The following is a 6,536-nucleotide window of genomic DNA, read 5'->3' on the forward strand; positions in this document are numbered from 1 at the left end:
CTTAATGGTTAAATCCAGACCGGTCACGATGGCCTCAGTCAGGCCTTTCGTGTCATCAGCCTTGGATGTAACTGTTTCAGTTCCGTAATCCACGCTTTTGCTGGTCAGTGCGCCGAGACGCAGAAATGCGGACTGTTCAGGAGCCGTACCGGGGCAACCGGACGCGATGCGGAGAATTCCCGCATTACCCATCACCAGGCCTTTATCATCAGGGCATTGTGCCATGTTGTAACCTCTTTATTTGCAAATAAAAAAGGCCGCCGAAGCGACCTGTTTGAAGTGTGTTTGTTTATGATGTGCAGCGGAAGGTCAGGGGAATCCAATACCTCCCCTCTGCCGTCTGAACCGGATTCACGAACCCGGAAATATTGATAATGAAATTCAAGCCATGAGACTGAGCATGGCACCTGACATAATCAAGTATTTCATAGGCTCTCTGAGCGACAAACTCCACCCAATTCTTACCTGAAATTAACGACACTGTGAAAAAATCGTCACCACCAAGATCATTGATTCTTCCGGTTCCGTCCCGCTGCTGAAAAACCATGTACGCATCCAGGTCGTGTCCGCCGGATTCTGACCATTCATAGTCCTGAATGATAAAACCGTCAGACAGCCCTGACTCGGAAAAATAACGCTTAACCTGCTCGATGGTGGTCATATGCGCATTTCCTCCGCGACAGCCTGGTCAATCATCTGCTGTGTTTCCTCAAAGCCTTTAGTGAGGAATTCTTTCTTCGCTGTCGGTCTGCGGAAGCTCTGCTTCACATTCGGGTCGTGAACGAAAACAGCATAGGATGCTGAGTAACCCACACGCCCGGTAAACAACGTTCCTTTCACCTCCACATCACGGAACTGAGAGTTGATCAGTGTCTTTGTATCAATCGGCGTGTATACCGCAGCCTGTCTGCCGCCGATATCCAGCGCACGATGCATGGCCCTGCTGACTTTCTTTGACGTGATATTACCGACCAGCGCATTAAGGTCAGCAACAGCACGGTTAATACCGATTACTTTTGCTCCCATGTCACACCACCGTTGTTAGAGTGTAGTCATCTTTGCCGCCGTTAATATCGCGGTCACGGTCAACAGCTTTGATTCTGCTGGCTCCGGCCACGAACGGATCTTGTCCGTCATGCTTGCCGATAGCGATGTAATCATCCTGTGTGGCTTCGCTGTATTCCGTCCAGATGACATTTTTGATGACAATTTCAGTGCCTACCGTTTTTGTTCCGTCACTCATCCTGCTTCCGTAGTCACACCGGATATGAATGGGCTCTGAAAATTTCGGCTTGCCGTAACTGTCGTTGCCTTCAATCTTCCAGATAGTTGCCCATCCCTTGCAGAACCGGCGAAGGATTTTACCCATATCACCCTCGGTTCACGTCAAACTGAATAATGCCGACCGGCCGGTCAATAGGCAGGTTATCTGTGCATCCGGCGATATCCAGCGCGGATAACAATTTCAGCAATGATTTTCTGCCGTCAGCAAAATACTGGTACGAAACTGAAGCACCGGACGGTGCATGTTCTGATGCAATTTTACGGACATCAGCCGCAGACAGGATGAGGATGACGGAATACACCTTGATAAGCGTCATCACCGCATCCGTATACCCTGCCTTATCAAGGCATCCGTCAATGCTGTCCACTACAGATAATGCGGCGGCAACCGCAAAATCAGGAGCCTCAAACCCCATCATTTCCAGTTGCTCGCCTATCTGCTCCGGACTGATTTGTACTGCCATATCACCTCCGGATTATTACTGCGATTACTTCGCAGATTTAGCAGCCTAACCGCCTGCATCAGCATCTTTACCGAATGTCACCATAACCCCGGCAGTGTCTTTGATGCTTGCAGCAATTTGTTTCCAGTTATCAATTGCGGCTACCTGTTCGTTAGTCGGTGACTTGATACTGTCCTTCGCCCACTGATAACCACGCAAACCGATGGTGAAATCATATTCCCCCTGCATCAGAGCCTTAATGTTTTCCTGTCCGAGAACGTCCTGCGCTTTCATGATCAGCGGTGAGGTCTGTACAGCCGCTGCACCGGTAACCAGACCGAGTGAATGCTGCTTATTACCTTCAGACAGAGACGGAATATCAGAAATTACAAAACGACGCCCGAATCCGTCCTGCTTGATGGCCACGTTACCAATCTGGAACAGGTTACTGGAGTTGGTTAGCGTTTCGTCCATAAAGTCATTGAACGTTGCACCGTCCATCAGCCAGGCGATAATACGGGAATACGCATCACCAAACGGACGGGTGCCTTTGTTTAACCCGCGCAGTGATGGTGCGCTTCCTGCTGCTGTCAGATCAGTAACTGCCGCAGCGTTGCCGGAGATTGCCGCTTTCAATGCCGCACCGGCAGTGTTCAGATAATCCTGAAGCATCGCTTCTGCAGCCTGCGCAGATACTACCGCTGCCGCTTCTGCTACGTCTTTACCCAGGCGCTTCATCATCGTCGGAGTGACAGATACCGGCCCGATACGACCATCGACCTTAATCATCCGGTCGAGAATTTGCCCTAACTCCTGCGGTGTAAGATTACCTGATCCGTATGCATTACGACGCTGTGCCAGACCACCAAGTAACTGCCATGATGTCTGCTCGATGTAATCACCAATATGGTCACCATCACCGAAAACCAGCGCACCGCCGGATGCTTCATTAAACTGCTGTACTGCCTGAGCCACCAACTCTGTCGCTGCCAGAGATACCTGGTGCTGAAAAATATGCAATGTCATAAATCTTATGCCTCTGTATTTTTTGCAATGATTTCACGTGCGCGATCCACCAATGGATTCACACTTTTGGGTTTATCACTGCCTCCGGCAGGTGATTTGTCTTTGCCTCCGTCACCCCTGGTTCCGGTTGCCTTACTGCCGATAATGACCGGCGCAAATAACTGATTATTTCTGAATTCTTTTTCCAGCTCATCGATAGTCAGAGCTGATAGTTGCCCAGTTGCGTCCACCACGCGGGTTTTACCATCTTCAACGGCAAGGCGTGATTTGATATGCGGCACAATCAGAGCAGCACTGTCACCCGCAAGTTTTGTCGCCAGCGACTGCGCGACGTTATCAACCAAAAGTTTTTGCAGGCTGGCATCTTTTTCCTGTAACTGTGTCAGTAACTCTTTTTCGCGGATGTTGAGTTTTTCAGCCCAGCTCTTTTCCAGTGATTCGATATCACCGTTTTTACGGGCCTGTTCTTCTGCAGCTTTCTTTGCGGCTTCTTCAGCCTGACGGCGCTTTTCCTGTTCTGATTTCTTCTCAGATAACAGTTCATCGACTTTCTTCTGAAGACCGGACACATCCGGGATGTCAGGCATGCCGTCAATCTGGATTTGGTATCCGTCACCGGCTTCTTTGTACATGGCCTTATGCTCTTCAGTCAGCACGTCAAATTCTTCTTTGGTTAATTTCCACTTAAACATCGTCAACCTCTGGTTTTGATGGTGTAGTCACTGACTACAGGTAATAAAAAACCCGCCGGAGCGGGTCATTTGAGTTCGATATCGGCCTTTCTGAAGGCATCGGGTATGATTTTCTGAAGTTCCTTCAGTGTTATTGGTCTGAAGTATTTATCGAGTTGTAATTTTGCGAATCGTTCCGGTGATAACCCGCCGTCACGGAATAACTGTGCCCTGGTCTTACCAAGCACAATGTTCTGCCTGTTCGCTGGCTGGCGGTAAAGCCACTCGTAATAAGTTTCTTCGCCCCATTCAGAATTACCGACCGGCTCTGTGACAAACAAGTCTGCATATTTTTCATCAAGCACCGGGAGCAAGCGACTACGGCAGTTAGGGTGAAGCGGAGGTCTCGGTCCTTTACCAAGCGGATAACGGCGGCCGGACAGAGAACGGCACACTGCCGATGTTTTGTTATCCAGTATTGCACTGAATTCCTCATACTTAATCAGGTCAGAATTCTCTTTATAGAAATCCGTCGCCGCCACACTGTGAGCATGTTGTAATGTCGTTCTGGCAACAGTCTGAAATCCCCTGACCACCCTGCCAACCACTGCCGCTGCGATTATCAGCGGTTCCGCTGAAGTTCCGTTAATCGCTGATTGCAGACCAGCCACACTCCCGCCTGACGACAACGATATCACCACCTGATTCTCTATCTGCTGCATGGCTGTATCGGCCCACGACTCAATGAATTTGGCGAGAAACAGGGAGCTGTTCCATCCCGTCAGAGAGAGCGGTATGTTTTGCACATCTCTGCGCACCTTGTCAGTATCAGCCGGATTAACGTTTTTTACCAGTGAGTTAAACCCGTGATATTCAGCGTCTGCCATCACAACAGCGGCGTTGATAATGTCATCAAGTAACCTGTCAGAATAACCGGAAAGAACTGGCTTTAGCGTTTTTCTCAGCGCCAGCGCAATTGATTTCGCTCTGCTGACTGAGGAAACACTACCGGAATATCCGGATAATGCAGATGCTACAGCAGCGCGAATATCTGACACCAGTTCACGTATGTCAGCAGTTGATGACTTGAGCCTTTCCAGCATAATCTGAATCATCAGTGCATTATCAAAAATGAGACCCGGCCGCATATTTTATACTCCCAGCATATTTGTACCTCTGATCAACTCCAGCTCTTCAGCTACATCCTCCGGTTTCTCATCCTGCGGGACAAGGTTCGCCCCCTGCATGTACCGGATAAAATCTACAATCCGCATATTGCCGGACTGCACAGATGCCAGAAGTGCAGTAATTGCTGCCGAATCAAACTGCGCAATCTCGTATGTCTTATTGAGTTCAACAGAAGCTTCTCCAGTTCCGGCAAACTGAATACAGAAAGCCAGCGCACGATTAAAAGCCCGCTCAACATTACCGGCGCTCAACGATAAAACAGAGTTATCCGTCTGTGCTTCATCCAGTGCCTGTGTTGCTGTTCTCGCCGATGAACCTCGCTCAACCAGCTTTGCTCCCAGCATTGCCATCTGCTTTTCCCGGCGCTCTGCCACAATAATCTGCATGGTGCGTTCTTCCGGCTGTGCAAACTTCATATCGCCACCCTGAGGCAACAACACTCCTTTGCGGGAACCGACTGTGAACCCGCCTGACATGTGGTTTTTCACCCAGTCATCTGTCAGGCCTGACAGCGCAACCATCGGCTGACCGATAGTGTGTGCTGACTCTGCAATATCTGCCTCAATCTGGTAATGCTTTATATTCATATAAGCTATGTCCGCCAGTGGTGGCGCATCAGGAGTATGGTCATTGTTTTTTGACCCAATCCACGACCATGGCAACTCAGAAAGCGGCTTTCCCTGCGCATCAGTGAATTTTATCCACTCGCCAGAGCTGATTTCACTGTCCTTCTGCCACCGCCTTGAGTGTGCCAACCCGTCGATCAGACGTAACTCAATCCAGCGGTCCTGCATTTGCAGTTCAAAATCATCAGACTCAACCGGTTCCTGATATTTCACAACAACTAGTGATGTTTTCCCGCCGGTGACCCGCCAGTTGATAATCTCCTTCGCCGTAAACAACCGGACGTATGGTCTGCCTTTGTCTGCCTCAGTCTGGATACCTGCCCCACTGAAATCACTGAGCAGTCCGGCACGGCCACGCTGCAATACCTGAGACAATGCATCGCGGATCATCTGAGTCAATGGTTGCCCCTGACCATCAATATCAGCTTCAAGACTCTTTGTTCCACCCGATATACTGATTTTTACCGGCTTACTGAATGCAATACCGAGTAATCCGCTTAATGTTCGTCCGGTTGCATTCAGAAACGAAGCACGGAGAAGATATTTTTTGTATCGCTCACCATCATCGTCATCCCGCTTTTTATCTGCGGGGTGCGGCAGGTACTTTTCACCGCGGCTTTTCACTACGCGCTCACCGTCAACGCAGTCCCCGATCATATTCCATTCCGGTAAAAATTCGGTGTATGCCGGATGTTTGTAATCCACGTTTGTATTCATATCAGTTCCAGTTGAATGTCAGAGACTTTGTCAGACGTTTGACGTTGCGGCGACTGACCGCAAAATAACGGAATCCGTCAGCATCGTGTGATGTGTAGTCGTGAAGTGGTTTATCTTTCCAGCACCCGCGTTTGTCATCCCATTCTTTCCGGTACGCCTCAAGGTGGGTAATGCCTTCGCCACACTTGTTCTCATCGAATACACAGAGCGGCAGGATTTCGCGCACTGCCTCAATACCCTCATCAACGGATAGCTTCGGCACCACCTCAAAGCGGATGGAGTAGGTTTGCCCGTCAATTTCGTACCCTTCCTGCGCCAGTTCCCGGCGTGATTTCGCGTCTGAACCGAACTCGCGGTTGTCGATATCATGCGGCCCGTTGTGGCTGGCATATTCATAGCCTTTGTCTTTCAGTACTTTCATGTAGTGCCGCAGACCTTCGCCACTGTTTGAGTAGTGATCGATGATGTGAAATTCTTCACCGACTTCACGCACAAACCAGATTGAAGTGGAGTCACCCACACCGATATCCCAGTACGTATGCACCGGCAGATGTGAGTTATCAGGGATTTCGCCAATGCGT

At 49.6% G+C, this 6,536-nt stretch carries 9 protein-coding genes and 2 pseudogenes; 1 reads left to right on the forward strand and 10 read right to left on the reverse strand.

Annotated elements, in window-relative coordinates; all coding sequences use genetic code 11:
• The 9 genes and pseudogenes from HMPREF3119_RS02055 to HMPREF3119_RS19995 form a co-directional block, all read right to left on the reverse strand.
• Nucleotides 1-225: pseudogene (locus HMPREF3119_RS02055) on the reverse strand (DNA breaking-rejoining protein); the annotation flags it as partial.
• A 64-nt stretch (nt 226-289) separates the two neighbouring features.
• On the reverse strand, nt 290-661 hold the full coding sequence (locus HMPREF3119_RS02060) for a phage tail termination protein (protein ID WP_048822304.1): 372 nt from the start codon (nt 659-661) through the stop codon (nt 290-292).
• Nucleotides 658-1,026 (reverse strand): hypothetical protein, encoded by a 369-nt coding sequence (locus tag HMPREF3119_RS02065; RefSeq protein WP_052926039.1) that lies wholly within the window; start codon nt 1,024-1,026, stop codon nt 658-660. Before HMPREF3119_RS02065 ends, HMPREF3119_RS02060 begins: the two co-directional genes overlap by 4 nt.
• A 1-nt stretch (nt 1,027) precedes the next feature.
• Nucleotides 1,028-1,369, reverse strand: a complete 342-nt coding sequence (locus tag HMPREF3119_RS02070; RefSeq protein WP_070578217.1) for a hypothetical protein — start codon at nt 1,367-1,369, stop codon at nt 1,028-1,030.
• A 1-nt stretch (nt 1,370) separates the two neighbouring features.
• Entirely contained in the window at nt 1,371-1,748 is a 378-nt protein-coding gene (locus tag HMPREF3119_RS02075; RefSeq protein WP_036414535.1) for a DUF7370 family protein, read from the reverse strand.
• 45 nt (nt 1,749-1,793) lie between these two features.
• Nucleotides 1,794-2,753 carry a major capsid protein gene (locus HMPREF3119_RS02080; protein ID WP_070578219.1) on the reverse strand — a complete coding sequence of 320 codons (960 nt, stop codon included), beginning with the start codon at nt 2,751-2,753 and terminating at the stop codon, nt 1,794-1,796.
• A gap of 5 nt (nt 2,754-2,758) precedes the next feature.
• Nucleotides 2,759-3,445, reverse strand: a complete 687-nt coding sequence (locus HMPREF3119_RS02085) for a hypothetical protein (RefSeq protein ID WP_052926036.1) — start codon at nt 3,443-3,445, stop codon at nt 2,759-2,761.
• A gap of 65 nt (nt 3,446-3,510) precedes the next feature.
• Nucleotides 3,511-4,230, reverse strand: a complete 720-nt coding sequence (locus HMPREF3119_RS02090; RefSeq protein WP_246829232.1) for a minor capsid protein — start codon at nt 4,228-4,230, stop codon at nt 3,511-3,513.
• A 345-nt stretch (nt 4,231-4,575) separates the two neighbouring features.
• Nucleotides 4,576-5,406, reverse strand: a complete 831-nt coding sequence (locus tag HMPREF3119_RS19995; RefSeq protein WP_371327750.1) for a DUF4055 domain-containing protein — start codon at nt 5,404-5,406, stop codon at nt 4,576-4,578.
• Between HMPREF3119_RS19995 and HMPREF3119_RS20000 the strand changes: the two genes are divergently transcribed.
• Entirely contained in the window at nt 5,361-5,480 is a 120-nt protein-coding gene (locus HMPREF3119_RS20000; RefSeq protein ID WP_223302382.1) for an EspF repeat-containing protein, read from the forward strand. The two genes, HMPREF3119_RS19995 and HMPREF3119_RS20000, sit on opposite strands and share 46 nt — an antisense overlap.
• Nucleotides 5,481-5,956: 476 nt before the next feature.
• On the opposite strand, the pseudogene HMPREF3119_RS19600 reads toward HMPREF3119_RS20000, so the two are convergent.
• Nucleotides 5,957-6,536 (reverse strand): annotated as a pseudogene (locus tag HMPREF3119_RS19600) (terminase); the annotation flags it as partial.

Source organism: Morganella sp. HMSC11D09 (assembly GCF_001807955.1).
Lineage (GTDB): Bacteria > Pseudomonadota > Gammaproteobacteria > Enterobacterales > Enterobacteriaceae > Morganella > Morganella morganii.

Coding starts and splice junctions, on each gene's coding strand:
- HMPREF3119_RS02080 (WP_070578219.1), bottom strand. CDS start 2,753: ATGACATTGCATATTTTTCAGCACCAGGTATCTCTGGCAGCGACAGAG.
- HMPREF3119_RS02085 (WP_052926036.1), bottom strand. CDS start 3,445: ATGTTTAAGTGGAAATTAACCAAAGAAGAATTTGACGTGCTGACTGAA.
- HMPREF3119_RS02065 (WP_052926039.1), bottom strand. CDS start 1,026: ATGGGAGCAAAAGTAATCGGTATTAACCGTGCTGTTGCTGACCTTAAT.
- HMPREF3119_RS19995 (WP_371327750.1), bottom strand. CDS start 5,406: ATGCAGGACCGCTGGATTGAGTTACGTCTGATCGACGGGTTGGCACAC.
- HMPREF3119_RS02075 (WP_036414535.1), bottom strand. CDS start 1,748: ATGGCAGTACAAATCAGTCCGGAGCAGATAGGCGAGCAACTGGAAATG.
- HMPREF3119_RS02060 (WP_048822304.1), bottom strand. CDS start 661: ATGACCACCATCGAGCAGGTTAAGCGTTATTTTTCCGAGTCAGGGCTG.
- HMPREF3119_RS02070 (WP_070578217.1), bottom strand. CDS start 1,369: ATGGGTAAAATCCTTCGCCGGTTCTGCAAGGGATGGGCAACTATCTGG.